Source organism: uncultured Gelidibacter sp. (assembly GCF_947500795.1).
Lineage (GTDB): Bacteria > Bacteroidota > Bacteroidia > Flavobacteriales > Flavobacteriaceae > Gelidibacter.
In genome coordinates, this window is the sequence record NZ_CANMTE010000001.1 from 1,013,275 (window position 1) to 1,037,342 (window position 24,068).

The 24,068-nt window shown below is 36.8% G+C and carries 25 protein-coding genes and 1 pseudogene; 11 read left to right on the forward strand and 15 right to left on the reverse strand.

What is annotated here, in order from left to right; genetic code table 11:
- Positions 1–8 precede the first annotated feature (8 nt).
- On the reverse strand, positions 9–842 hold the full coding sequence (locus Q0947_RS04440; protein WP_299392806.1) for an AraC family transcriptional regulator: 834 nt from the start codon (positions 840–842) through the stop codon (positions 9–11).
- A gap of 255 nt (positions 843–1,097) precedes the next feature.
- On the opposite strand from Q0947_RS04440, the gene Q0947_RS04445 reads away from it, so the two are divergent.
- From Q0947_RS04445 to Q0947_RS04455, 3 genes are all read left to right on the forward strand, one after another.
- A complete protein-coding gene (locus Q0947_RS04445) occupies positions 1,098–2,273 on the forward strand; it encodes a dicarboxylate/amino acid:cation symporter (protein WP_299392060.1) in 1,176 nt (391 codons plus the stop codon).
- Positions 2,274–2,346: 73 nt separating this feature from the next.
- On the forward strand, positions 2,347–3,003 hold the full coding sequence (locus Q0947_RS04450; RefSeq protein WP_366915488.1) for a thiamine phosphate synthase: 657 nt from the start codon (positions 2,347–2,349) through the stop codon (positions 3,001–3,003).
- A gap of 256 nt (positions 3,004–3,259) precedes the next feature.
- Complete coding sequence (locus Q0947_RS04455; RefSeq protein WP_299392067.1) at positions 3,260–5,572, forward strand: glycosyltransferase; 2,313 nt, start codon at positions 3,260–3,262, stop codon at positions 5,570–5,572.
- On the opposite strand, the gene Q0947_RS04460 is transcribed toward Q0947_RS04455, so the two are convergent.
- The 4 genes from Q0947_RS04460 to Q0947_RS04475 all read right to left on the reverse strand — a co-directional run bounded on the left by Q0947_RS04460 (position 5,564) and on the right by Q0947_RS04475 (position 8,627).
- Positions 5,564–7,033, reverse strand: a complete 1,470-nt coding sequence (locus tag Q0947_RS04460; RefSeq protein ID WP_299392072.1) for a glycoside hydrolase family 130 protein — start codon at positions 7,031–7,033, stop codon at positions 5,564–5,566. The two genes, Q0947_RS04455 and Q0947_RS04460, sit on opposite strands and share 9 nt — an antisense overlap.
- Positions 7,034–7,178: 145 nt before the next feature.
- Entirely contained in the window at positions 7,179–8,027 is an 849-nt protein-coding gene (locus Q0947_RS04465) for an SDR family oxidoreductase (RefSeq protein WP_299392076.1), read from the reverse strand.
- Positions 8,028–8,231: 204 nt separating this feature from the next.
- Complete coding sequence (locus Q0947_RS04470) at positions 8,232–8,483, reverse strand: hypothetical protein (RefSeq protein WP_299392080.1); 252 nt, start codon at positions 8,481–8,483, stop codon at positions 8,232–8,234.
- A 6-nt stretch (positions 8,484–8,489) separates the two neighbouring features.
- Complete coding sequence (locus Q0947_RS04475) at positions 8,490–8,627, reverse strand: hypothetical protein (RefSeq protein ID WP_299392085.1); 138 nt, start codon at positions 8,625–8,627, stop codon at positions 8,490–8,492.
- A 251-nt stretch (positions 8,628–8,878) separates the two neighbouring features.
- On the opposite strand from Q0947_RS04475, the gene Q0947_RS04480 reads away from it, so the two are divergent.
- Positions 8,879–9,364: a ferritin-like domain-containing protein gene (locus Q0947_RS04480; RefSeq protein ID WP_299392090.1), complete on the forward strand. Its 486-nt coding sequence runs from the start codon at positions 8,879–8,881 to the stop codon at positions 9,362–9,364.
- 91 nt (positions 9,365–9,455) lie between these two features.
- Here the strand turns inward: Q0947_RS04480 and Q0947_RS04485 are convergent, their stop codons facing one another.
- The 7 genes and pseudogenes from Q0947_RS04485 to Q0947_RS04515 form a co-directional block, all read right to left on the reverse strand.
- Positions 9,456–9,899 carry a hypothetical protein gene (locus tag Q0947_RS04485; RefSeq protein ID WP_299392095.1) on the reverse strand — a complete coding sequence of 148 codons (444 nt, stop codon included), beginning with the start codon at positions 9,897–9,899 and terminating at the stop codon, positions 9,456–9,458.
- 63 nt (positions 9,900–9,962) lie between these two features.
- Complete coding sequence (locus Q0947_RS04490; protein ID WP_299392099.1) at positions 9,963–10,562, reverse strand: urea carboxylase-associated family protein; 600 nt, start codon at positions 10,560–10,562, stop codon at positions 9,963–9,965.
- On the reverse strand, positions 10,559–11,236 hold the full coding sequence (gene gntA, locus Q0947_RS04495) for a guanitoxin biosynthesis heme-dependent pre-guanitoxin N-hydroxylase GntA (protein WP_299392104.1): 678 nt from the start codon (positions 11,234–11,236) through the stop codon (positions 10,559–10,561). Before gntA ends, Q0947_RS04490 begins: the two co-directional genes overlap by 4 nt.
- Before the next feature lie 10 nt (positions 11,237–11,246).
- Positions 11,247–11,822, reverse strand: coding sequence for a YetF domain-containing protein (locus tag Q0947_RS04500; protein WP_299392108.1), 576 nt, complete (start codon positions 11,820–11,822; stop codon positions 11,247–11,249).
- An 11-nt stretch (positions 11,823–11,833) separates the two neighbouring features.
- Positions 11,834–11,986 (reverse strand): YqaE/Pmp3 family membrane protein, encoded by a 153-nt coding sequence (locus Q0947_RS04505; protein WP_299392112.1) that lies wholly within the window; start codon positions 11,984–11,986, stop codon positions 11,834–11,836.
- A gap of 277 nt (positions 11,987–12,263) precedes the next feature.
- A complete protein-coding gene (locus Q0947_RS04510) occupies positions 12,264–12,539 on the reverse strand; it encodes a SemiSWEET transporter (protein ID WP_299392115.1) in 276 nt (91 codons plus the stop codon).
- 178 nt (positions 12,540–12,717) lie between these two features.
- A pseudogene (locus Q0947_RS04515) lies at positions 12,718–14,856 on the reverse strand (catalase).
- A 342-nt stretch (positions 14,857–15,198) separates the two neighbouring features.
- Between Q0947_RS04515 and Q0947_RS04520 the strand changes: the two are divergent.
- Positions 15,199–15,978, forward strand: a complete 780-nt coding sequence (locus tag Q0947_RS04520; RefSeq protein WP_299392121.1) for a patatin-like phospholipase family protein — start codon at positions 15,199–15,201, stop codon at positions 15,976–15,978.
- A gap of 47 nt (positions 15,979–16,025) precedes the next feature.
- On the opposite strand, the gene Q0947_RS04525 is transcribed toward Q0947_RS04520, so the two are convergent.
- The 3 genes from Q0947_RS04525 to Q0947_RS04535 form a co-directional block, all read right to left on the reverse strand.
- A complete protein-coding gene (locus Q0947_RS04525; RefSeq protein ID WP_299392125.1) occupies positions 16,026–16,790 on the reverse strand; it encodes an exodeoxyribonuclease III in 765 nt (254 codons plus the stop codon).
- Positions 16,791–17,018: 228 nt separating this feature from the next.
- Positions 17,019–17,897 (reverse strand): universal stress protein, encoded by an 879-nt coding sequence (locus Q0947_RS04530; protein WP_299392129.1) that lies wholly within the window; start codon positions 17,895–17,897, stop codon positions 17,019–17,021.
- A 48-nt stretch (positions 17,898–17,945) separates the two neighbouring features.
- Positions 17,946–19,619: a BCCT family transporter gene (locus tag Q0947_RS04535; RefSeq protein ID WP_299392133.1), complete on the reverse strand. Its 1,674-nt coding sequence runs from the start codon at positions 19,617–19,619 to the stop codon at positions 17,946–17,948.
- Positions 19,620–19,881: 262 nt separating this feature from the next.
- Between Q0947_RS04535 and Q0947_RS04540 the strand changes: the two genes are divergently transcribed.
- From Q0947_RS04540 to Q0947_RS04565, 6 genes are all read left to right on the forward strand, one after another.
- Complete coding sequence (locus Q0947_RS04540; RefSeq protein ID WP_299392138.1) at positions 19,882–20,154, forward strand: heavy metal-associated domain-containing protein; 273 nt, start codon at positions 19,882–19,884, stop codon at positions 20,152–20,154.
- 13 nt (positions 20,155–20,167) lie between these two features.
- Complete coding sequence (locus Q0947_RS04545; protein WP_299392142.1) at positions 20,168–20,800, forward strand: DUF3365 domain-containing protein; 633 nt, start codon at positions 20,168–20,170, stop codon at positions 20,798–20,800.
- A 38-nt stretch (positions 20,801–20,838) separates the two neighbouring features.
- Entirely contained in the window at positions 20,839–21,423 is a 585-nt protein-coding gene (locus Q0947_RS04550) for a methyltransferase domain-containing protein (RefSeq protein WP_299392147.1), read from the forward strand.
- A 201-nt stretch (positions 21,424–21,624) separates the two neighbouring features.
- Entirely contained in the window at positions 21,625–22,242 is a 618-nt protein-coding gene (locus Q0947_RS04555; RefSeq protein ID WP_299392150.1) for a class I SAM-dependent methyltransferase, read from the forward strand.
- Positions 22,243–22,280: 38 nt separating this feature from the next.
- On the forward strand, positions 22,281–23,612 hold the full coding sequence (locus Q0947_RS04560; RefSeq protein ID WP_299392154.1) for an MBL fold metallo-hydrolase: 1,332 nt from the start codon (positions 22,281–22,283) through the stop codon (positions 23,610–23,612).
- Positions 23,609–24,058 (forward strand): isoprenylcysteine carboxylmethyltransferase family protein, encoded by a 450-nt coding sequence (locus tag Q0947_RS04565; protein WP_299392158.1) that lies wholly within the window; start codon positions 23,609–23,611, stop codon positions 24,056–24,058. Before Q0947_RS04560 ends, Q0947_RS04565 begins: the two co-directional genes overlap by 4 nt.
- The last annotated feature ends 10 nt before the right edge of the window (positions 24,059–24,068 follow it).

Genomic DNA, 24,068 nt, shown 5'->3' on the forward strand with positions numbered 1-24,068 from the left:
ATGATATCCTAAATCTCCGTTGGACTCAATCCAAACTTGTTTTTAAAGGCTACACTAAAATTAGACAGATTGTTATAGCCGATATCTAAATAAATATCAGACGCTTTTAATTCGCCTCCCTGCAACAGCTCCTTCGCTTTTTGAAGCCGTTTATCCTGAAGCCATTTTCCTGGTGGTTCGTTATATTCATTAGTAAAGTGTCGTTTAAAAGTTGACAGACTCATATTGCATAAAAATGCAATTTCTTCCAATTTCAAATTAGAATGCACATTGCTTTCAACAATGTTTTTAAAGGGAGAGACTTCTTTCGATATTAACGAATGCAAATAATGTTCAAAATGGCTGCCATATTTATTAAGCAGATAGAGCATAATTTCCTCAAATTTCAATACTAACAGCGCATCACTAAAACTATGATTTGTAAAAGTATCTGAAGATAAAGACGTTATAAAAGCAGCAAGATAATCATCATTTTCAATCACAAAATAAGGCACTTCCTCTTGATAGGGCTTTACATTATTAGTGTATTTACTCAAAAATTCAGTCAGTTTACTTTCAGAAAAGAAAAAGAGTTTACAATAATAAATCGCATCTGTATCCAACAACTCTGTCCATAGCCAATTTCCTTTCTTCAGTAATAGCGACTGTTTGTTGTTTACCGCTACTGATGTATTTGCAAAATGCACTTGTTTTTTCCCAACCTGAAGAAAACTAAACATATTCATGCTCAAATTAACCTTACTCTTAACCACATCACTCGTCATTTTAAAATCATAAACAAACAGATCTTGCGGTTTATTCTGATTCTGAAAATAGATTTCAGGAATGTTTTCTATTGGCATCATGTCGTGGTCTTGTGGTGATTTAAAATATTTGAGACTGCGAAATTACAGAAAAATGCAAGAGTACTTCTAGAAATCAGTGTTTAAGTAAATAGAAGGACTCAGTGAAAGCACTCTTAAGTTGAGGTCAACACGCGCTCTATATAAAAAAATGAGTTTCATAAAATGGTCATTCTTATCAATGGCTGTATATTAGCGAACTTAAAAATAATCTATAAAAAGACTGCGCATGTCTTTTGATAACCTACATTCATAATGAAGCATTTATTTTCGAACTTACTCTTTAAAGTTTTTTTGGCCATCGTATTAGGAATAGTTTTCGGGCTGTATTTGCCTGAATCCGTAAACCGAATATTCACCACCTTTAATGCGTTTTTCGGACAGTTTTTAAGTTTTTCTATTCCATTAATAATTATGGGATTAATTATGCCTGCCATTTCTGACTTAGGAAAAGGTGCCGGCAAACTGCTTTTAATTACTGCTGCCATTGCCTACGGATCCACCTTGTTTTCTGGGTTTATGACTTACTTTACGGCTTCCAGCATATTCCCACAACTTTTAGAATCGCATGTCAACGATGTTGCCCAAGTGACCGATTCCGGGCGTGAGCTTACCCCGTATTTTAGTATAACGATTCCGCCTTTATTAGATGTTATGACGGCTTTGGTATTCGCTTTTGTGGTTGGTTTAGGATTATCATTTCAAGAAAAATCAAGCTTAAAACTGGTGGTTAAAGATTTCGAAAAGATCATCATGCAACTCATAGAAAAGGTTATTGTGCCGCTTTTACCACTTTTTATTTTAGGCATTTTTGCAAGCATGGCCTTTAGCGGACAAGTGTTCTCCATATTAAAGGTGTTTGTCAGCATTATCGGCGTTATATTCGCTTTACATATTTTACTCTTATTACTGCAATACACCATTGCAGGAGCACTTACCAAGAAAAATCCAATCAAACTTTTAGCCACGATGATGCCGGCTTATTTTACGGCTTTAGGCACACAATCTTCCGCTGCAACAATTCCGGTGACGCTAGAACAAACGTTAAAAAATGGAGTATCAGAAAAAATTGCTGGTTTCGTTATTCCTTTATGTGCGACCATTCATTTATCTGGAAGTATCATGAAAATTACCGCTTGTGCGATGGCTTTAATGATTTTACAAGGTATTCCGTTTAGCTTCACGCTTTTTGCAGGCTTCATTTTTATGTTAGCCATCGCAATGGTTGCTGCCCCTGGCGTTCCTGGAGGCGCAATTATGGCAGCTGTCGGCATCCTACAATCGATGTTAGGTTTCAATGAAGAAATGATTGGTTTAATGATTGCTCTATATATTGCCATGGATAGTTTCGGAACTGCCTGTAATGTTACTGGCGATGGTGCCATTTCTTTAGTCGTAGATAAGATTACCAAAGAAAAATTAGTCGCTTAAAACTAAAAATCAACATCATTAAATGTTGCAATTTTCAAAGAATATCATCCATTCACCTTAAAAGATTATGATTATGAACAACATTCCCAAGTTACATTACATCTCGCAAGGTGATAGTCCTGAACAACATTTAAGCAACATAAAAGAAGCGTGTACGTCTGGCGTTGAGTTGGTGGAATTGCGCCTTCAAAACATGGATGAGGCTACAGTTTTAAAAACTGCCGAACAAACAAGGGAAATCACGGGAATGTACCACACCCGTTTGATTATTAGCGACTATTATCACATTGCCAAAACAGTTAAAGCCGACGGGGTATATTTTGAAAATTCAGAGGCTTGCCCATTGGACATTAGAGAACACTTATTTTCATGGCAAATTGTTGGAGGCGCAGCACATACTCTTGAAGATTGCAAACGCCTTTTAGATAAAAAAGTGGACTATATTGGCTTAGGACCTTATAAATTAACCACATCGGGACAAACCTCAGCGCCAAGAGTAAGTCTAGCAGAATACACCACAATTATGGAAGCAATTTACACAGAGACACCCATTTTTGCATTTGGCGATATTCAATTAGAAGATGTTTCCGAACTATTAAAGACCGGCATCTATGGCGTCGCGGTATCGGAAGGACTTTCTGACGATTTTAAAAAAATCAGTTCGTTCCATAAATTACTCGGCGGATCTTCTACGCAAGAACAAGTGTGGAATGTAAATGACAGTGAATAAAATCGGTTGGACCAATAAAAGAGTTTATAGTTACAATCACTTTCATTGGATTTCAATCTCAAATTGACCCATCTTTAAATTGATGAAATTTTCTTACATTCTAGCCACTATTTGCATCATTTTTAGCAATACTTTAACTCAGAAAATCTAAAAAATCACAATTAGTTTTTAAGGTTATTTTTGGGATTAATAAAGCACTTCATCGCACCATTATAACGGTAATTTTAAATTATAATCCATATTTAAAACGCCGATTATGAACGATTTAACAATTAAAAAACTCAATCCACCTCACAGACTAAAATTACTTTTAGCAAAACATAAAACTTCAGAAACCGTAGCCCCACCTAAGGCTGTTGCGTCCGTATTAATGCTTACGACATATCATCCTCGAGAATGTGGAATTGCAACGTATTCAAAAGATTTAAAACAGAGTTTTGATAACATATTTGGTGATTCTTGTACCATTGATATTTGTGCTTTATACGATTCAAAACACCCTTTACAAGATCCTCACAGCGTTACATACAGCCTAAATACAGATTGCAATCAGAGCTATGAGGCGTTATCGACAAATATAAATGGTGATCCTTCCATAAATGTGGTGATGATTCAGCATGAATTTGGATTGTTCAATGGGTATTCGGAGTTGTTTATTGACTTTCTAAAATCGGTAAAGAAACCTATTATCGTTACCTTCCATACGGTAATTCCAAAGCCTGATAAACCATTGATAGATCATGTAGTGGCCATATCAAAATATGTCACCTGTATTACCGTGATGACCAATACTTCAAAAAATATCTTAACGGATACGTACGGGATAGCACCTTCTAAAATTAAGGTTATTACGCATGGCACACATTTGATACAACATAAAAATAAATCGAAACTGAAGTTGAAATACGATCTTGAAGACAAAACCGTGCTCTCTACCTTCGGACTTTTAGGGCCTGGTAAAAGTATCGAGACCACTTTAGAAGCGCTTCCAGAAATCATAAAAGACTTTCCGAATATCATGTTCTTAGTTTTGGGAAAAACCCATCCAAATCAGGTTAAACACGAAGGGGAACTTTATAGAGAGTTTCTTGTTCAAAAAATTAAAGATTTAAAATTAGAAGCTCATGTCAGATTTGTCAACGAATTTCTGCCATTGAAAACCTTGCTTGAATACCTTCAACTTACCGATATTTATCTGTTCACTTCTAAAGATCCCAATCAGGCAGTTAGCGGCACATTTTCTTATGCGATGAGTTGTGGTTGCCCAATTATTTCTACGCCAATTCCACATGCTAAAGAATTTCTTTCAGAAAATAAAGGACTCATGTTCGATTTTGAAGACAGCAAACAATTGGCGAAACATTTACATACGCTACTAAATGATAAACAGTATAGAAAAAATTTAGGCCTTAACGGACTCCATGCCTCAGCTGCAACGTCATGGGAAAATTCAGCCTTAGCACATGGGCATTTATTCCAAAATTATGCTCCTCAAATAAAATTGGACTATCCTAAACCTGAGATTAAGCTGGATCATCTTAATAAAATGACCACGGATTTAGGTATTATCCAATTTTCACATTTAAACCATCCTGATATAAGTTCTGGGTACACTTTAGATGATAATGCCAGGGCTTTAATTGTGATATGTGAACTTTATAAACTCACCCGAGACGAAGAGTTAGTCCCTTCTTTACTTACTTATTTTAGTTTTATAGTGAACTGTCAGCGGCATGATGGTCGATTTTTTAATTATGTAAATAGCAATGCACAGTTTACTCCTCAAAATGAAGTTGTAAATCTTGAAGATTCCAATGGACGTGGCATCTGGGCGATTGGACATCTTTTGGGAATTGCAGACTTACTACCAGAACATCAGGATTATTTAGGCATTAGAGCTAAGGAATGTTTTAAGGAATTTCTTCCCAACGCAATCCATATGCATTCGCCAAGAGCGATGGCATTTATCATAAAAGGTATTGCGGCTTCGGGAATGGCAACATCCGATTCTACTTATGGCTATATCATGTACGAATTGGGCACCAAACTTCTAAAAATGTACAAACACGAATCGCGAAAAAACTGGAAATGGTTTGAACCGTATTTAACCTATGGCAATAGTGTGCTGCCAGAAGCAATGTTTGAGATTTATAAATTGACCGAAGTCGAGGAATTTAAGGTGATAGCCTATGATTCATTCAACTTTTTGTTAGAGCATTTGTTTATCAATGATGAGTTTAGCGTTATTTCCAACCAAACCTGGTTTTTACGCGGAGATTGCATAAAAGAATGTTCGCTGGGTGGACAGCAACCGATAGATGTAGCCTATACGATTTTAGCGCTTAAAAATTTCCACCAGCTCTTTTCAAACGAAGGTTATGATCATAAAATGGAATTGGCATTCAGTTGGTTTTTAGGCAATAACCATCTCAATCAAATTGTATATAATCCTTGTACCACGGGATGTTTTGACGGATTGGAACTCAAGAATGTAAATCTTAATCAAGGTGCGGAATCGACCATAAGCTACTTGATGGCGCGCTTGGCTTTTGAAAAACCATCAATCTAAAGATTGTTTCAGCGCTTTTAAAAGTGTAGACAGTTGGACTGTAGCATAAGATGAGGCATAGTCTGACACGGCATAAGGAATAATAAGCGAATCGTTATGGATCATTCCTCCACAAGAATAGACAACGTTGGGCACATAACCTTCACGCTCCTCCTTGCTTGGTGACAATAACGGTTCTTTTAATCGGCCGATAACTTTGGTAGGATCCTCCAAATCGAGCAATGAAGCGCCAATACTATAGCGTCTCATGGGTCCGACGCCATGGGTTAAAATAAGCCAGCCGTCGTCTGTATAAATTGGAGATCCGCAATTGCCTATCTGCGTCAGGTCCCATGCAAATTTTGGTTCTTGGATTTTTATCGGATCGCTCCACAACGTAATTCGGTCAGAAAACATAACGTAATTATTATAGCCATCTATGCGAGCAAGCATGGCGTATTTGCCATTTATTTTACGTGGAAACAAGGCGAAATTCTTGTTTTGAGCCGCATTGCCATGGATTGGCATAATCCTAAAATTCAAAAAATCATGGGTGCTCAATAATTTAGGAATAATCGTGTGCCCGTTATAAGCGGTATAAGTAGCATAAATGGTTTCCTCTCCATTATCATCCGTAAATCTGACAAACCGAGCGTCCTCAATCCCCCTACTTTCAGCTATCGAATTTGGAAAAATAACGCGTTCCGTAATATCACTTTCCTCATGGAACTTCAAATCATAATAAGAATCGACTAACCATGTCATTTCTTGCAATGCCATTTTTTTGGTATCGTCTATCGCGTCATCTTCCAATAATTTATTTACAGCATGTTTAAGTTCAAAATATCCAAAGTGATCCGGCAAAGGATCCATGATTTCAGAAATATATACTTCTGGAATTTTCAATTCCTGCATTTTATTTACAAAGCGTTGCTTATCATAAGAGACTTTAAAACCAATTTCAGGAAGATCAATATGATTTTTAGCTTTTAAAACTTGAAGATTGTTGTTTTTGTCTAAAATGGCCCGTCTAAAAACGATGGATGACAAATGCCCTTCCCCAGTGGCCCTAAACGAAATGATAACTCTTTTCTCTCCTTCCTTTAAAAAGGATTGGTTGAAATCTTCTATTATTGAAGGATTAAAAAGTGCGGCAGATTCTATGGAATATTCCATGGTGCTATAGGAACCAATCAACATTTTTTGATTTGCTGTCAGATTATCATAAGACACTCCCATTGCGTTTATCAAACCTTCAAAATGTCCGCAATGCACTTTAAATGTTTTTTTGAGATTGCGGTGACGTCCTTTGAATTCTTCCAAGGTTTTTGAAAGTTCATTCGCTACTTTTTCATCAGAGAAATCTAATATTCTTCCTATGAGTTGTTTTGTACGTTCATCGCCATTATTAAAAAAGCGGGTGACCACGCGTTTTGAATCGGGAATAAACTTTAATGATTTGCGTTGCACCTTGACTTCCATACAAGTAAGTTATAAAAAAATTATAATACTTCTACCTTTTAAGGTGGTCAATTTAGCAAGTGAATACGCTAGCATTCGTTATAATTTTACCGTTGAAAAATGAGAAGGACAATAATTGAATTTTATTTAAGCGATTTATATCGCACTAACTTCCAGTCATTTCCCCTCCGTTAACATGGATAAACTGTCCTGTAATATAACTGCTGTCCTCACACGCCAAGAACACATAAGCTGGCGCCACTTCACTAGGCTGCCCTGCTCTACCCATGGGCGTATCTTGTCCAAAATCGGAAACATCATCAAATGTTGCCGGAATTAAAGGCGTCCAAATAGGTCCAGGAGCCACGCCATTAACACGAATATTTTGTTTGGCGAGTTGCGCTGATAAAGAGCGCGTAAAACTGGTAATTGCACCTTTAGTACTCGAATAGTCCACTAAATGATGACTCCCTCTATAGGCCGTCACGGAACCCGTATTGATAATCACATCTCCTTTCTTAAAATGCGGCAATACGGCTTTTACCATATAGAAATATGGATAAATATTGGTCTCAAAAGTCGTCTCTAATTGCTTTTTGGTAATGTCTTGAATAGAATCTTCAGGGAATTGCATCGCGGCGTTATTGACCAATATATTTAGTTTGTCGAATTTTTTGAGACACTTTTCAACACTGCTGTCACAGTTGGAACTTAATTTCAAATCGGTTTTAATCAATAAACACTCTCGACCCTCCTTTTCGACCATCTTTTTTGTTTCGTTAGCATCTTTGGTTTCCTTGTAATACACAATCGCAACATCAGCACCTTCCCTTGCAAAATGTACAGCAACACTACGGCCAATACCACTATCGCCACCGGTAATAAGCGCCACTTTTCCTTTCAATTTATCGGAGCCTTTATAAGATTTCCGTATGACTTCTGGTTCAGGATGCATTTTGTTTTCTTTGCCAGGTTGCGATTGTTGCTGTTCAGGAAATTTCTTCGGTTTTTTCATAATTCACGTTTTCGTTTTGCACTAAGATAGTTTTGATGACGCAGTCCGATAAACTGTAAAACATTAAAAAATATCTCAAAAAATGATAAATGACCTATAGTTTTAAGTTTTACATGATGCCTTTACTATTCATGTAAAAGCCATGAACTCACAATGAATCCACGGCTTTTAGCACGCTATTAAAAATAACAATTTCATTAAGGCTTAGGTATCCCAGTTTCGAATTTCGTTTTTGATGTCTTCTGTACTTCTGTTGGTCCTCCTTGCGATACTTGCAATCATATGATCAAATTCACCCGATTTAAAATCTAAATCTTCGTCAGTGATGTTGGGATTCTTTTTGCGATAATCTGCCTGAATATTACTCCATCTCCCTTCCAAACTGTCATCTGAATTGTTTAATTTACTGTCTTCGGTATAACCGCGATGTTTGTTATTATCTTTATCTAAACTCATAATATTTTATTTTTTAGTTTTATTTGGTTTAAAGCCGTCCTCTGTGGAATCGTCTTTTTCACTGTGCACTTTTTTACTGCCTCTGGCATGTTTGGTACTGGAATCTTTCCTATCAGTTTCCTGATCCTTTTGTTTGTCGCTCATGATTTCCTCTTTTTAAAATTTCTATGATTTCAATTTACGATCTATTCATAAAATACATTGTCTTGATTAACAGGTATTTTGACTTATACCGAAACACTTTTTTTATTTTTACTGCTTTCCATCTAAGTATCAGATAGAGGATTTTTTAACGTCAATTTTACAACGTTTAGGAATCTTTCTTATTGGTGCAAACTTCTAATTTCACCATATCAAAAATTAGAAATATTAGTTAATCCAAAATTCAAAATACTATGAAAACATTAGAAGATTTATTTGAACACCAATTAAAAGATTTATACAGCGCAGAGAAACAACTTATAAAAGCGTTGCCTAAAATGGTGGAAAGTGCAACAGATTCGAAATTAAAAAAAGCATTTGAAGACCATTTAAAGGAAACTAAAGAGCACAAAAAAAGGTTGGAAGATGTTTGCGATGAATTAGGGATTGATCCGGATGGAGAAACTTGTAAAGGAATGGAAGGCCTTATTAAAGAAGCCGAAAGTTTTATAAAAGAAAAAAAGGATGATGATGTCAATAATGCAGGATTAATTGCCGATGCACAACGTATTGAACATTATGAGATTTCTGGTTATGGCACTGCTGTGAGATATGCCAAAGAATTGGGACATAAAAGCGTGGCCACCAAACTTAAGAAAACTTTAGATGAAGAATATGGTGCTGATGACAAGCTTAATGACATGGCAGAACAGCGTCTTAATAGGAAAGCGAAAGCTTAGAACTTATATAAAAATCCCGAAAAAACAGTTCGGGATTTTTTTTTGAATAAAGTCAGCCAAAACAATGTGGATAATGAAAACAAATTAATTCTCATGTCAACCATTGATAGACCACAAATGCCGTAACGCTAAAAACAATATGGGCAAGAAAAATATGTACGTAATACTGCTGGTACTTAAATTGTGATGAGAAATTCACGATGCTAAACAAAATCTTCCAACCTAAAATACCCAAAACACCTAAAACACTTCCAAATATCACACTCCAAACAAGCGTTCTCGGAGCATTGGTGAATTTCCATAACAGTTGGTAAAATAGTAAAAATGCAACTCCAAACAGGAAATGGATCACCCAACCCCATACATAAGCACTTTGTTCAGACACATGGATACGAGGATGTTTTTGCATCAAAATAGAAAGCAGGGTTGGTTCCCTGAATTCATTCCCTGAAACCGCACTCCATATGGCACTGAAAAACGTCATGCACAATACAGCAACAATCCACGTTATTATTAATAGTATTACTAACGGCATCCCAATAAATTTGTGTTTATTTTATCGCTTATGTATGGTTAAAATGCAGTTTTAAAATCCCATTTATTTACAAACTCCCTCAGTTATGATATAATGGATTGGCTTGAATGTCCCGCCATTACTATCTTCCGCTGAACATGCGGTTAATGCCACAATAAGGTCCATTTCCGCTTGAAACCGCACTAAATCTCCAGGTTGAGATGTTGGTGGCAATACTTTCAATTTTCCTTTTTCGTCAAATTGAACATTCATAAATACATTAAATGCCGTAGGAATGTCGTCAACAGCAATACCGAATGGAAGTAAGTTTCGATATAGATTTTCCTGACAGCTCGGATGATAGTCAGGATTATCATACATAATCTGAAACGTTTCTGGACTACAGGGCGCTAAAAGAAAATCGTTACGACCGTTAGTGTCTTCAATAATTTCCATCATTTTTAGGGATCGGTTGCTCCATAAAAAATTTCCTGTGGTCAGAAGGATCGACTCTTCAAAATCCATAGATTTACCCGCAGAGATTTTTTCTTTTGGATCTTCCCGATTAAAAGCCACCATATCACTTACCTGCTGTCCCATAGGATCAATAATGGTCAGTTGATTTCCTTTCTTAAGTTCAAATGCAGCTCCAGATTGTGGAGGGATAATATGTAAAGTATTCATAAAGATTTCGTTTTTTGGTGAAAAGGACATTTCCATGCGTCACCTACAGCTCTTCCACTGTATTGTTTTGCTTCGGTTTCAGATCCAAAATCGCGTAAAACGGGATTGATTGACCCCTGCAATTTTATATCACGACGTCTTATTCTTTTTTTAACCGTTTGATATGTTCCCATTTCTCTCAGTTTTTCAAACTGCCAATGTAAATTCATAACCACTGTGCAATATGGTGCGCGTCTTGCCAGTCTTGAGCTTTTTAGATGCATGCCTACAATATAAAATGCCTTTCCTTTAAGGCTAAAACTAAAATTAGGACTATTAACGTAGTCACTAACCTCAGCATCCCACTCTGAATCATCATTGTCAAGTAATTTCTGCAGGAGATTCCATAGCGCTTTTTCAAACTCAAGCTCGGTATCAAATTCATTTTCCTTAAAGCAAAAGAGTAAGGATTCAAATTCGTTTGAATCGAAATCATAATGCTTCAAATAATGTTCTATGTTTTCCAACATAGGGTCAACCACCGCATCTGAGGTCATATCATCATAAATTTTAATATGATAATTATCCAATTTAAACACCGCATTGGCCATAATACAAGGATGTTTATCCTTAATTATAAAATTTTTATAGGCGCGTTCAATATTCTCTTGCTCTTTTAAATTCAATGTTCCCATAATTGTTTAGCTAACGTTGTACATCTTTTAATAACCAATCATCTATGGTGTCATTATTATCCTTGTGTAAAACAACCATATCTCCCGTAGATTCGAAGATGACGGCTTTAATTTCTGATAATTTAACCACGTTCGCTTCTCTTAATTTAGACCGAATATCGCCTTCTGTAACCCTAACGGCTTTCATATTGTCGAGTAATAATGTTGTACCATCCATTACTAATGTGGGCTGGTTATCAGTGAATGTTCGAAACCATTTATAACGTCTTAAAAATGCCGCAACCAATTGGAGGCTGTACACAATTAAGAGCGCTACAGCACCTTCTAAAAAGCTCACGCTGTCAGACAATATTGTTGTTGCAATCATAGAACCTACAGCAACGGTCATTGCAAAATCAAAACTTGACATTTTAGAAAAACTCCTTTTTCCAAAAATTCTGGTATAAAGAATCACCGCTACATAAATTAAAAATGTAGACAGGAGGATAAGAAAGAAGGTTTTTTGGTTTAATAGAAAGAGATCTTCTATTGCCTTTTCAAAATTATTTTCCCCATAAAGTAGTGATATGACCAAAAGCTGCTTCATAGTTTAAATACTTAATCATTGACGATAAAAGCATGGATAACACCGGGAATCCATCCTATTAAGGTCAGGATAATACTTACGAGAAGCGTTGTCCCAACACCATGCTTTAGAAAAACTGCTAAGGGTGGTAAAAAAATATTTAAGAGAATAGTTACTAATGACATAGGATGATTTTTTTGATTAGAATTATAATTTGTGTCCAAATAAATTGTGACAGACAACCATATTGATGCTTTAGGAATAGCACCGAAACCTGTGATTGTCTTGAATGGTTATAAAATTAAAGAGAATGGGAGAAGATCATTAGTGCATAACCCATAAATATGGACTCTATGAGTTATGGGAGATTAACAATGAAAAATCTAGCCGCTGCAGACTAGTATCCAGCAAAAGAGATATTTGACAAGGAATCCAATTTATAAGAGGGCTCACATTATGAACTTAATGTTGTTTTCTATTCTTTTTCCATGACCTTAGAACAATATAGAGCATGATGCCATTTAGAATAAAGGAAATGCCATTGGTGACTATAATTGGCCAATCCATTTTAAAAACCCCATAAACGGTCCATAGTCCTACGCCACCACAAAGAATAATATACATATACGGACTGACATCCTCAACCTCTCTAGTTTTAATAGCTTTGATTATTTGAGGTAAAACTGCAACAGTTGTAAGCACGCCCGCAACAATTCCAATAATTTCTTCCAATGTCATAAGGTTCTATTTAATGATTTGGGACTTTAAATGATACATTTACACGGTATTATTTGAACTGATTTTGGATAAAAAAGAACCAAGTATCGATAGTTTTACCTCCCAACGCTTGGTTCTTTATGTCCCGGAACAGAACTATAATCAGCTTCATTTAGTTCATAAAAGCAGATTCTTAAATTTAGACCGGAATTTTCTTGGCTTGCGCCATACGCTTCCAATTACGATGTTGCTTCATCGCATTTATAAATTTTGAAGGCTCGCTGTTTAAACAAATAGCAGCGTCATCTTTAAATTCCGACACATACGTGGTTTCTAACAATTCGACGCCTTCATGGTCTCCCGCAATAGCCTTACAGTGTTTTAAAGCTTCATTAATAAACTTGATAAATTTTGCTTCACCTTTTAATGCTTTTACCGAATCCTTTCCGCCAGGAACATAAAGCGCATCATAAAGTACGCTCTCCGTTGTAGCAATGGCAGCATCTACTTTTTGATCCTGACCATTTTCACTGGATACAGTCCCTCCATGTGGCGCGACAACCTTAATCATTGCACCTTCTTTTTCTAGTGCATCCTTCATTTTATTGAAATCAGCCATAGAGAATCCATCGCCTATTAAAACGGCCACTTGACGCGTCTCAATGGAATTAAATTTGGTGTTTGCCTGACTTAACGCAGGGTCTTTTTCCAAATACACTTTCTTTTTAGGTGGTTGAAATTTAGCAACCTCAGCATCCGCACCAATAGCTTGGTTCAATGGTTCTTCAACAGATTTAGGCACTTTAAGTCCTAATCCCTTGGCTACTTTTTGGGAAAGGTCTTCGTCAATTTGAGCTACGACATATAACATCCGTTCTTGAATGTATTGGTGCATACATTTCCCCAATTCGAAAATGTAAGCGTCAGTGACATGCTGTTTCTCCCAATCGGCTAAACTTCTATAAAACAAGGCAGGTTGCGAAAAATGGTCGCTAAAACTTTCACTTCTCGTCCTGATTTTTCGAGCATCAATACGTTCCTCATAATGGGTAAAAGCGCCTTCAGACATTTTAGCAAGATGCGGACAACCGCCACTTAAACTATTTGGAAAATAGGCAGTTTGACCTTTTGGAATATCCATTTGCATGTGCCCATCCCGCTGATTGTTATGCGTTGGCACTACAGGTTTGTTGATTGGAATTTGATGAAAATTAGGCGATCCCAATCTGGAAAGTTGTGTGTCTCGGTATGAAAAAAGTCGGCCTTGCAGCAGCGGATCATTGGTGAAATCTATGCCCGGAATGATATGCCCCGGAAGAAACGCCACTTGTTCTGTTTCGGCAAAAAAGTTTTCTGGATTTTTATTCAAGGTCATTTTGCCGATAATCTTGACCGGCACCATTTCTTCAGGAATTAACTTGGTAGGATCCAACAAATCGAAGTCGAATTTATGTTCGTCTTCCTGAGCTACAATTTGAATTCCTAATTCCCATTCCGGAAAATGGCCAGCTTCAATAGCATCCCATCAATCGCGACGGTGAAAGTCAGAATCGGCGCCACTAATTTTAACTGCTTCATCCCACGTAACGGAATGCACGCCCAATTTAGGTTTCCAATGGAATTTCACAAAATGGGATTCGCCTGCCTCATTAATCAGTCTGAAGGTATGGATCCCGAAACCTTCCATCATGCGTAAACTTCTCGGAATGGCCCGATCGCTCATCACCCATATCTGATTGTGCAGTGTTTCTGTAGTTCGGGAAATAAAATCATAAAACGTATCGTGCGCCGAAGCGGCTTGAGGGATTTCCTTGTTAGGTTCTGGTTTTACGGCATGCACTAAATCTGGGAATTTCATCGCATCCTGAATAAAGAAAATAGGCATATTATTACCTACCAAATCCCAAGTACCTTCATCCGTATAAAATTTGACTGCAAAACCACGTACATCACGAGCCAAATCTGTAGAACCTTTAGATCCTGCAACCGTTGAAAAGCGAACAAAAACAGGAGTTTTTCTAGCGGTATCTGTAAAAATACCTGCTTTACTATACTCGGCGATGCTTTCATACAATTCAAAATAACCATGTGCGCCACTCCCCCTCGCGTGTACAATACGTTCAGGAATTCTCTCATGATCAAAATGGGTTATTTTTTCCCTTAATAAAAAGTCCTCAAGCAAAGTAGAACCGCGTTCACCTGATTTTAAGGAGTTATTGGTGTCATTGACTTTGAGTCCTTGATTGGTGGTCATTATAGTATCCGCTGTTTCTTTTTCAAAGCGTTTCAAATCTTCTATTTTTTTAGAAGTGAAATTGTCAGGTTTCTTCTTAGCCATCAGATTTATATTTTAGAATGTCACACTATTGTGTACCCAGATAAAGGTTCTTTTAAAAAATAAGATTCTAAATTTGATGATTATCAACGACATAAGCGTTCTCTATAAAAAATATTTATGACCTAAAAAGAGGTAATATTTGACGCTCGTTTTACCTTAAATAGGTTTAATCAATCCTGAATATAGATTGCGTATCATTCGCCCATTCTATTGTAAGACATTTAAAAAGTCACTTTAAATGAATCTTTACATATTAAGAAACCATCATATTTCACGAATTTGACCTATATCAACTTTTATTAACTTTATCTTTCTGAAATTTGTTACTTATTACTATAGAAAATGGCGAACATTGGATTAGTACTTTCAGGTGGTGGCGCACGTGGCGCAGCGCATATTGGAGCAATAAAAGCATTTGAAGAGCACGGTATTGTACCCACTCATGTTTCGGGCACGAGTATTGGCGCCATAATAGGTGCCTTATATGCGGCGGGCGTGCATTGGTCGGAAATTTTAAAATTCTTTAAGAGCACCTCTATTTTCCATACAAAGCGATTTGCTTTTAGGAAGCCGGGGTTTTTAGACACTGAAAAGTTTTATGACGACCTCAAAGTATATTTTCCAGTGGATAATTTCGATGCGTTAGAGAAACCATTATTTGTAACCGCTACGAACGTTTTAAATGGAAAATTAAAAATTTTCAGTAAAGGGCAGCTTATAAAACCAGTGATTGCTTCAGCATCATTTCCAGGGGTTTTTACGCCAACTGAAATCAATGGCTCGTATTATATTGATGGTGGCATTTTAAATAATTTCCCAATAGAACCGCTTAAAAAACACTGCGACAAAATGATTGGTGTCCACATCAATTCCTTAAAAAAAATCAGCATTAAAGATTTGAATCACTCATACACCGTTGCAGACAGGGCGCTTAAAATAAGAACAGCTGCTGAATATTTTCAAAAAGCATCAGAATTCGATTTACTGATTTCCCCTAAAGACTTGGGTGAATATTCCGTTTTCGGATTGAGCAATACCGACGCTATTTTCGAAATGGGATATCTTACAACGATAGAAGCCATTAACGCAAATCAATCTTTTTTAAGTGATATTTCAGTTTAAATTTGAAGTATTCGTTTAAGTATAAGATTCAGAAAAATAAAACCTAATTACAAGGTCAATTTAAGTTGGATTGGACAATGATCTGAACCATAATATTCTGACAATATTGCAACCTTCTCAATTTTAGAAAGCAACGCTTCACTCACTATAAAATAATCGATTCTCCAACCCGTATTGCGCTCTCTGGCTTTAAAGCGATAGCTCCAGTAGGTGTAAGCAACGGTATCAGGATGAAAATGCCTGTAAGTATCTACAAAGCCTTCATTGAGAAGGTTGTCCATTCCGTCAATTTCAATTTGAGTATAGCCTGCGGTTTTGTTATAATTAGACTTATCATTCTTAAGATCGATAGCACGATGCGCCACATTTAAATCGCCACAAAGAATAACAGGTTTTGTCTTTTCTAAATTTTTCAGATAATTACGAAAATCGATGTCCCATTGCTGTCTATAATCGAGGCGTTCCAATTTTTGTCCGGAATTAGGCACATAGACATTCACCACATAAAATCCATCGAATTCTGCGCAGATGACGCGTCCTTCATCATCATGTTCAGCCACGCCCATATCGTAAGTTACTGAAATGGGTTCTTTCTTAGTCAAAACAGCTACACCTGAATATCCTTTTCTATTAGCCGAATTATAAAAATGGTGATAATTGCTCAACTTAGCCAATGCCTTTTCGACTTCGCTATCTTGAGCTTTGGTTTCCTGAAGGCAAAGCATATCTGGATCCATTTTTGAAATATCATCAAAAAAATCCTTTTGCGTTATGGCGCGTATCCCATTAATATTCCAAGAAATTATAGTCATCGTTGTTGAATTGTTTTTGTAAATATTAGAAAGGTGCGATGAATTTCCAATAAATAATCACATCATTATTGACGAAACTGAAGAAGTCGTTCGTTCCATCCATCGAAAAGCAGCTGAAGGAAATCAAATGAAATTGATAATCAACCTATTTCAGTTGCGTCCTTATCTGGCATAAAAAAGCCTCTCAGAATAGTTCAGAGAGGCTCATATCAACAGTAAAAATTTAGCTTAATGGATCACCAATAATGGCATTTTTCTATTTCTAATCAGTAAATCATTCGTCACACTTCCAACAAATAGTGACGTGATGTTATTACTTCCTCGAGCAGAGGTCACAATAATATCAAAATCATCCTTTTCAGCGTGAATTTCAATAGCTTCTACAACGGATAACCCGCGTCTATCAATATATTTAAAAGGAATCTCCTCTCTAATTTTAAACTTCTTACGGAATTGAACCACCTTCTCCTTTAAATGGAGTTTCGTTTTATCAATTGCTTTTTCAGTGTTGATATACGGGAAAAAAAACGAAGGAATATTATAGACGTGCAACGCTTCAATCTTCCCGCCAGAACGTTCCACAAGACTATCGGCTACTTCAAAACACTTTGCCGAAGCCGAACTAAAATCGGTTGGAATTAGTACATTATCCATGCCGCGTCGCGCTTCCTCAGGCACTAATAACACGCTAGCATCCAGCATACGCACCAATTTTTGAGTCAACGCACCCGTACCTTGTAATTCATCCTTATTGCCCGTAACCATGATGTCAATTTTATACTCTTTGGCAAGATGGCTGAGAATACTTTCAGTGTAATCATCAGAAGTAATAATCACCGTATACGGAACCGATGCCGTGTAATGTTCTTCCACGGCTTTATTCAATGCTCTGTCCACTATATCTTCAACAGTAATGCCTTCTTCCAAGAATTCATCATACAGATCATACAATTTATACTGTTTGATATTATGTGTAAAATACAGATGCTCAATATTCCAAACCTTACAGAGAAAACTCACATATCTCAAGAGTATAGGATCCATTTCAGTAAGATCTAGAGCTACCATCAAAATCAGTTCGTTCTCTAATTTTATTTTCTTTTTCATGTTTTAACTTAACTTTTTATATGAGGACTATGTTCTCTTATGGTCAATTTACAAATCGTTTATAGTTGGTTTCTTTTTAGGTTCTTTTTCTGGATCTATTCGCTTTAAATTTTTCTCTTCACGTTCCTTATTTACCAAGTCGAGAATATTCTTTCTATAGCTTTCACGCTCCAAAAGCTTTTCTTTCCGTTCGGCTTTATCATAATCTTCATTCATGCCTCGATACAATGAAAAACACATCATCGCCAACAAAATTGCAAAGGGCAATCCGGAAATGGTGACGACGGTCTGCAGCGCATTTAAGCCACCGCCATACATTAAAACAGATGCAATAACACCAATGGAAACGGCCCAAATAACGCGCTGATACTTTGGGGTTTTTAATTTTCCGCCAGAAGTAATACTATCCACAACGATAGCTCCTGAATCGGCCGATGTAATAATAAAACTACAAATTAAAATAACGCCCAATACCTTAAACACAATGGCTAATGGGAATTTATCAAAAAACACATAAAGTGCGGTAGAAATATTGTCATTAACCACAGCAATCATTGCGGTATCGCCAAGCAGAATGTCGCGCATGGTTGTTCCGCCAAAGGCACTAAACCACAAGAACGTCACTAACGCAGGCAAAATTAAAACACATAAAATAAATTCTTTTATCGTTCTTCCTTTGGAGATACGGGCGATAAAAGTCCCAACGAATGGCGACCAGGAAATCCACCATCCCCAATACATAATGGTTCTTGTTTTTTGCCAATCGGTGCCTTGTAAGGATTCCGTCCATGTGGACATATCAATAAAATGCACCAGATAACTTCCTATATTTTGAATGTATGATTTAAAGATAAATGTTGTAGGTCCTAAAATAAGTACGAGCAAAAAGATGGCAGACGCGACTCTTACGTTGAGTTTACTCAGCATCTGAACCCCTTTATTCACACCACTAAAGGCTGAAATAGTAGCGGCTAAGGTCACTGCTATAATTATGATGACCTGGTAAAATAATGAACTCGGGATTCCGAAGACGTGTGTCAATCCTGAGTTGATTTGCCCTACTCCAAAGCCTATAGTTGTTGCCAGGCCAAAGAGTGTTGTAATAACCGCCATAATATCTATGACATCGCCCATCCACCCATGAATTCTATTTCCTAAAAGTGGGTAAAATGCGGAGCGTAAGGTGAGCGGCATTTTTCTATTAAAGGTAAAATACGCTAATGAAAGTCCTACAACTGAGTAGATTGCCCACCCGTGAATTCCGTGATGTAGAAATGAAAAATTGATGGCTTCCTGAGCAATTAATGCAGGTTCATGCCCTGCCAAACGCGGTGGATTCAAGTAATCACGAACAGGATCGGCAATACTAAACAACACCAACCCGTTACCAATACCTGCACTAAAAAGCATCGCAAACCACGCCCATAAGCTGAACTCTGGTTTCGCACTATGACCTCCAATCCGGATTTTTCCAAATTTACTGAAGGCCATGTATAAGCCAAATACAATAAACAGGTTGACTACCAAAGTATAAATCCATCCACCATGAGCAGATACGAAGGTCTGCGCCATCCCAAAATAGTAATTGGCCTGTTCCTTAAATATCAGGGTAAATCCTACCGTAAAAATGATGACCGCAATGGCGGCTAAAAACACGGTTTTATTGACAACGAGACCTAAAAATTTAGATGCACTTTCTTTTCTAGCGACTTTTATCGACATATAAAAATTGATTTATTGAAAAATGACTGTATTTCTTTGAATGCTTATAAAATGAACATATCAGCGGCCACAGAATTGGGATCTGATAAATAAGCGACCCCATTATAACATTTTAAATATACTTTGCAAATTTTTGGCTGAAATATTCAATAAATACGGTAGACTATGTAACCTAGGTTACTTTAAAACTTAAGAAGATGCTTTAGATTTGTATGGAAATGGTGACTCAAAAACCACAAATTCAACCTAAAAAACAAACATCATGAATAACACTTCAATAACAGTACAGAATTTAAAATGCGGCGGTTGTGCCAACACCATCACCTCTAAATTATCAAGCTTAAAAAACATCACCAATGTACAAGTTGATGTTATTGAAAATAAAGTTTCTTTTAATTATGTAGATGATGCTGACACTGTTGCTGTAAAAGAAAGGTTAAAAAATCTTGGGTATCCTTCCTTGGAAGATTCAAATTCATTAACTTCAATGGCAAAATCTTTTGTGAGTTGTGCTTCAGGTAAACTTTCAAAATAAAAACTGTCCAATCATGAAAAATACTGTTTTAATTGCCATCGTAGTAGCGACATTTTTCAGCTGTAATCAGGATAAAAAGAGCAAGTATATTTCAGTCGAAAAGAAAATAGAGCAACCAAAAGTTCAAGAAAAAATTCCAACCTTGACAAATGTTGATACGTTATCTTACGCTGATCGGGGCCTAAAATACGCTCTGAACACTCAAGCTGTTTTAGGAAATAACTTAATGAAGGCAATTGAAAGCAGTGGCACCTCGGGAGCCTTAACCTTTTGTAATATAAAAGCATATCCATTAACGGACAGTATGGCTAAATTGGAAAAAGTCAATCTTAAGCGCATAACTGATAAACCCAGAAATCCGGACAATCAGGCTAATGCTGCAGAATTGGAGCATATTGAAACATATAAAGAAATTATTGCAAACCAAGAGTTACCAAACCCAGTTATAAGTGAATCTGGAGGCAAGGTGTTGGTATATTATCCTATTCTTACCAACTCCATGTGCTTGCAGTGTCACGGAAAACCGAATAAAAACATTGCGTCTTCAACACTATCTAAATTAAAAATACTTTACCCAGAAGATAAAGCCATTGGTTATGGGGTCAATGAAGTAAGAGGTCTTTGGAGTGTCACATTTAATAAATAGTTAGTTGGCTACAACACACATTAAAACAACTTAAAGGAATGGAATTATCAGAAGAATTTTGGGACAATCGTTACAAAACCAATGATATTGGATGGGATTTAGGTGAAGTTTCACCACCGCTTAAAGCATATTTTGATCAATTGACAGATAAGGAATTGAATATATTAATTCCGGGTGGTGGCAATTCCTATGAAGCAGAATATTTACACCAGCAAGGTTTCACAAATGTATATGTTGCAGATCTGTCTAAAACCGCTTTAAACAATATAAAACAGCGGGTGCCTTCCTTTCCTGCCTCGCATTTAATTCACCAAAATTTCTTCGATTTAACACAGAAATTTGATTTGATTATCGAGCAGACTTTTGTCAGCGCTATTGATCCGTCTTTAAGAACCAAATACGTTTCAAAAGCTGCTGAACTGTTACATAAAAATGGCAAATTAGTAGGTCTGCTATTTGATGCGCCTCTAAATACTGATAAACCACCTTTTGGAGGAAATAAAGCAGAATATCAAGCGTATTTTGAGCCTTATTTTAATATTTTGAAGATGGAGCCAGCATATAATTCACATCCTAATAGACCAGGCAAAGAACTGTTTATCAACCTTCAAAAGAAAGACTAAGATTATTTAAAATTTTCACAAGGTTTTAGATGATCCATAATATTATTCATCTGTTGTGTAACTTAGGTTACAGATATTTCATTGAATATGAAGTACCTTTAATCGAGAAAGCTGAATTTATTGCATTTCTCAATTCAGCTTGACTGTCAAATCAAAAGCACTCAAAAGAAGAGCGCATAAAATCACATATAAACCTAGTACATGAATATAAAAGACCATTGGGAAACCGTTTACAAAACTAAAAATCCGGATCAGGTAAGCTGGACCCAAGCTAAACCTACGGTCTCATTGCAACTCATCGGCAATAGAAATCTGCCAAAAACAGCTAAAATCATTGATATTGGTGGAGGCGACAGCAAGCTCGTCGATTTTTTATTGGATGAAGGTTATACGGATATTACCGTATTGGACATTTCAGCCAAAGCTATCGAGAAAGCAAAATCAAGATTAGGAGAAAAAGCCAATAAAGTGCAGTGGATTGTAAGCGATATTACCACCTTTAAACCGACGCACACGTATGATTTATGGCATGATCGGGCAGCTTTTCATTTTTTAACCTCACAGGAGCACATTCAAACCTATGTTAACCTAGTGAATACTTATGTAAACAACAGTGTGATTATTGGCACCTTTTCAAAGCAAGGCCCACTAAAATGCAGCGGGCTAGAAATCACCCAATATGATGCGGAAGGATTAACAACAGTGTTCGGTGATTCTTTTGAAAATATAGAATGTCTCACTACTGATCACACCACACCATTTAATACCGTGCAAAACTTTCAATTTTGTAGTTTTAAAAAGCAAAATGGACAGAAATAAATAAAGATCTCGCACAGATCTTAAAAAAATATAACACTATGACTATTAAACAATTTGAATACAAACCGCTCTCCCATTACTCTTATGCAATTATTAGTGATGGCAAAATGGCGGTTATAGACCCAGAACGTGATCCACAACAATATCTTGATTACGCAAAATCAAATAATGCCAAAATTGTTGCGATACTTGAAACCCATCCGCATGCCGATTTTGTGAGTTCGCATCTCGAATTGCATAAAGTGACAGGCGCTACGATCTATAATAGCGAAAAATTAGGTGCTGATTATCCACACCAATCGTTTGATAATGGGGATAGTATTTCACTCGGCAGTATCACTTTAAAAGCAATCAATACACCTGGACATTCTCCGGACAGTATTACCATTGTAGCTACAGAGGGTGATAAAACAGCTTTGTTTACAGGCGACACGCTATTTATTGGCGATGTAGGCCGTCCTGATCTTAGAGAAAAATCCGGAAAAACACAGGCCAAACGTGAAGAATTGGCTGAAATGATGTATGATACAATCACAACAAAATTTAATGATCTACCTGATAATGCGGTGGTATACCCTGCACACGGTGCAGGCTCCCTTTGCGGAAAGAGTTTGAGCGATGCCGCTAGTAGTACATTAGGTATGGAGCGACAATCAAATTGGGCCTTTAAAAAACAAACTAAAGAAGAATTTATTAGCACACTACTCGACGGGCAACCATTTATTCCAGCGTATTTTGGCTTTAATGTTGATATTAATAAAGTTGGAGCTGATAACTTAGATCCTTCCATTGCCGAAATTCCGTTTACTGAAAACACTACGGTTAAAGGACTTATAGTGGATATGAGAAGTGAAGACGCCTTTAAAAACGGACATTTAAAAGGAAGTTTTAATATTCAAGCAGCATCAGACACAGCCAAATTTGAAACTTGGTTAGGTGCCATTGTAAAGCCAAAAGAAACATTCACCTTGGTGATTGACGCTAAAGAGAACAAGGACAAGCTTTTAAATCGTTTGGCAAAAATTGGTTATGAAAAACAGGTCAAACAAGTCATTACCTTGGCAGATGAAAACCTAAAAAAATCTGAGGAATTGGATTTGGAAGATTTTAAAAACAATCCTGATAAGTATACAATTGTTGATGTTCGCAATACAAGCGAAATTAACAACGGAAAGTTTTTTGAAAATGCGCTAGCCCATCCCCTCCCAGAGTTACGAGATACCGCGGAGCATATCCCAACAGATAAACCTATCGTGGTGCATTGTGCGGGTGGTTACAGGAGTGCTGCCGGAAGTAGCATACTCGAAACCAAATTGGAGGGCGCAACAATCTATGATTTAAGTGATGCTGTAGAACAATTTAAAAATTGAGTCTAAAAACTCCCATAAAAGATTATGGTTTTGTAGTGGTCCAACTGCTGCTTTTTGTAGCTTATATTTTACCGCTCAAATTATATGAAATTCAACTTCCCGAATGGCTGCGCTATTCGGGATTGTTTGTTTTAAGTATAGGTGTAGTATTAGGAATCGTGGCAACCTTGCAGTTAAACACGAAACTCTCTCCGTTCCCATCGCCGGTAGAAGATGGCAAACTGATTACCACAGGTGCTTTTCGTATTTCTCGGCATCCCATATATACCGCTCTGTTGTTTTCAGGATTTGGATACGCGCTTTACAACCTGTCACTTTACCAAATGTTAATCACCGGATTTCTGCTTCTATTATTTTATTATAAATCCGAATATGAGGAGACCTTATTGATGCGGAAATATCCAGAGTATAACACTTATAAAAAAAGCACGCGACGCTTCATTTAACATTAGTAGT

Coding starts and splice junctions, on each gene's coding strand:
- Q0947_RS04440 (WP_299392806.1), bottom strand. CDS start 842: ATGCCAATAGAAAACATTCCTGAAATCTATTTTCAGAATCAGAATAAA.
- Q0947_RS04535 (WP_299392133.1), bottom strand. CDS start 19,619: ATGTCGATAAAAGTCGCTAGAAAAGAAAGTGCATCTAAATTTTTAGGT.
- Q0947_RS04540 (WP_299392138.1), top strand. CDS start 19,882: ATGAATAACACTTCAATAACAGTACAGAATTTAAAATGCGGCGGTTGT.
- Q0947_RS04560 (WP_299392154.1), top strand. CDS start 22,281: ATGACTATTAAACAATTTGAATACAAACCGCTCTCCCATTACTCTTAT.
- Q0947_RS04475 (WP_299392085.1), bottom strand. CDS start 8,627: ATGAGCGACAAACAAAAGGATCAGGAAACTGATAGGAAAGATTCCAGT.
- Q0947_RS04530 (WP_299392129.1), bottom strand. CDS start 17,897: ATGAAAAAGAAAATAAAATTAGAGAACGAACTGATTTTGATGGTAGCT.
- gntA (WP_299392104.1), bottom strand. CDS start 11,236: ATGGGAACATTGAATTTAAAAGAGCAAGAGAATATTGAACGCGCCTAT.
- Q0947_RS04525 (WP_299392125.1), bottom strand. CDS start 16,790: ATGACTATAATTTCTTGGAATATTAATGGGATACGCGCCATAACGCAA.
- Q0947_RS04510 (WP_299392115.1), bottom strand. CDS start 12,539: ATGACATTGGAAGAAATTATTGGAATTGTTGCGGGCGTGCTTACAACT.
- Q0947_RS04545 (WP_299392142.1), top strand. CDS start 20,168: ATGAAAAATACTGTTTTAATTGCCATCGTAGTAGCGACATTTTTCAGC.
- Q0947_RS04490 (WP_299392099.1), bottom strand. CDS start 10,562: ATGAATACTTTACATATTATCCCTCCACAATCTGGAGCTGCATTTGAA.
- Q0947_RS04555 (WP_299392150.1), top strand. CDS start 21,625: ATGAATATAAAAGACCATTGGGAAACCGTTTACAAAACTAAAAATCCG.
- Q0947_RS04550 (WP_299392147.1), top strand. CDS start 20,839: ATGGAATTATCAGAAGAATTTTGGGACAATCGTTACAAAACCAATGAT.
- Q0947_RS04445 (WP_299392060.1), top strand. CDS start 1,098: ATGAAGCATTTATTTTCGAACTTACTCTTTAAAGTTTTTTTGGCCATC.
- Q0947_RS04460 (WP_299392072.1), bottom strand. CDS start 7,033: ATGGAAGTCAAGGTGCAACGCAAATCATTAAAGTTTATTCCCGATTCA.
- Q0947_RS04465 (WP_299392076.1), bottom strand. CDS start 8,027: ATGAAAAAACCGAAGAAATTTCCTGAACAGCAACAATCGCAACCTGGC.
- Q0947_RS04450 (WP_366915488.1), top strand. CDS start 2,347: ATGAACAACATTCCCAAGTTACATTACATCTCGCAAGGTGATAGTCCT.
- Q0947_RS04505 (WP_299392112.1), bottom strand. CDS start 11,986: ATGTCATTAGTAACTATTCTCTTAAATATTTTTTTACCACCCTTAGCA.
- Q0947_RS04455 (WP_299392067.1), top strand. CDS start 3,260: ATGAACGATTTAACAATTAAAAAACTCAATCCACCTCACAGACTAAAA.
- Q0947_RS04480 (WP_299392090.1), top strand. CDS start 8,879: ATGAAAACATTAGAAGATTTATTTGAACACCAATTAAAAGATTTATAC.
- Q0947_RS04500 (WP_299392108.1), bottom strand. CDS start 11,822: ATGAAGCAGCTTTTGGTCATATCACTACTTTATGGGGAAAATAATTTT.
- Q0947_RS04485 (WP_299392095.1), bottom strand. CDS start 9,899: ATGCCGTTAGTAATACTATTAATAATAACGTGGATTGTTGCTGTATTG.
- Q0947_RS04470 (WP_299392080.1), bottom strand. CDS start 8,483: ATGAGTTTAGATAAAGATAATAACAAACATCGCGGTTATACCGAAGAC.
- Q0947_RS04520 (WP_299392121.1), top strand. CDS start 15,199: ATGGCGAACATTGGATTAGTACTTTCAGGTGGTGGCGCACGTGGCGCA.